Source organism: Achromobacter sp. GbtcB20, from assembly GCF_019091095.1.
GTDB classification, from domain to species: domain Bacteria; phylum Pseudomonadota; class Gammaproteobacteria; order Burkholderiales; family Burkholderiaceae_B; genus Achromobacter; species Achromobacter mucicolens.
In genome coordinates, this window is record NZ_JAGXJZ010000736.1 from 1 (window position 1) to 250 (window position 250).

Consider the following 250-nt stretch of genomic DNA (forward strand, 5'->3'; position numbering starts at 1 on the left):
CACCAGGACCACCGGACGGGAATGGCGGCCGACGTGCCAGAGCTGCACCACGATGCGCCCGCCGGCGGCGTGCACGGCCTCCGTGACCTGCTTCCAGCCGGCGCCCTGCTCGTCGGACCAGATGCCCGGCGTGTCGGCGTAGCCGACGCCCATCGGCGTCACCGAGGTCGCTTCGGACAGGATCAGGCCGGCGCTGGCGCGCTGGGCGTAGTACTCGGCCATCAGCGCGTTCGGCACGCGGCCTGCGCCG

At 74.0% G+C, this 250-nt stretch carries 1 pseudogene; it reads right to left on the reverse strand.

The features are described from left to right. Positions 1–250: pseudogene (locus KVT32_RS30910) on the reverse strand (alkene reductase); the annotation flags it as partial.